Source organism: Aeromonas caviae, from assembly GCF_000819785.1.
GTDB lineage: Bacteria > Pseudomonadota > Gammaproteobacteria > Enterobacterales > Aeromonadaceae > Aeromonas > Aeromonas caviae.
On sequence record NZ_CDBK01000105.1, the window covers coordinates 1 to 823 of the forward strand.

1 protein-coding gene and 1 pseudogene are annotated in these 823 nt (G+C 60.4%); both read right to left on the reverse strand.

Annotated elements, in window-relative coordinates; all coding sequences use genetic code 11:
* Positions 1-114, reverse strand: a pseudogene (locus BN1120_RS21410) (acyl-CoA thioesterase II); the annotation flags it as partial.
* A 17-nt stretch (positions 115-131) separates the two neighbouring features.
* A complete protein-coding gene (locus BN1120_RS18615) occupies positions 132-767 on the reverse strand; it encodes a TetR family transcriptional regulator (RefSeq protein ID WP_041213205.1) in 636 nt (211 codons plus the stop codon).
* Positions 768-823: the final 56 nt, after the last annotated feature.

Below are 823 nucleotides of genomic sequence, written 5' to 3' on the forward strand. Positions count from 1 at the left end.
CACGGGGCGAATTTCGATGGGCTTCTCGCACAGGATCTTGTCCCGCAGGGCCGCCGGGATCATCTGCTCGTAGGGACGCACCAGCTCCAGCTCGCTCTTGAGCATTGGCGGGGGCGGCGCGTCTTGCCGACTCAGGGGTGGCGGCGAAGGGTGGGGCTCGCGATGAGGGTGAACAGGGTATCGAGGAGGAAGTCCGACTCCTCAATCAGATCGATGCGATCCGGGAAGTGCAGCCAGTTGATGATGTAGCCGTCCAGGGTGCAATGGAGCAGGGTGGCGGCGCGGCGCAGATCCAGCCCCTCGGGCAGTTGGCCGCGACGCACGGCATTGGCCAGGGTGATCTCCAGATCCCGGAAGAAATTCATGGATTGCAGATGCATGTGCTCGCGCATGACGGCGGCCTCTCCCTCCATGGATTCCAGATTGAACATGATGGTGAACATCTGCTGGTGGGCGGGCTCGGTGCTGATTTTGAGCATCACCTCCTTGAGAAAGCTGCGCAGCTTGCCCAGGGGATCCGCCTCCGCCTCGTCGACGCAGGCATCGAGCTGGTGGGAGAGGGGGGCACACAGCTCCTCCCACAGGGTGACGAACAGCTCTTCTTTATTCTTGAAGTGCCAGTAGATGGCGCCCCGGGTGAGGTCCGTCGCCTTGGCGATATCGGTCAGGCTGGTGCGCGCCAGCCCCTGTTGGCAGAAGAGATCCAGGGCCGTGCTCATGATGTTGCAGCGGGTTTGCTGCGCCTCTTCTTTGGTGCGTCTGGCCATTGACTCCGGTCCTGTTTAAAAGTGAAAAAAGTTTCTTACATACATTCATGAATGTA

What these genes read in the sequence shown, in the direction of transcription:
- BN1120_RS18615 (WP_041213205.1), bottom strand. Translation starts at nt 767, where the DNA reads ATGGCCAGACGCACCAAAGAAGAGGCGCAGCAAACCCGCTGCAACATC.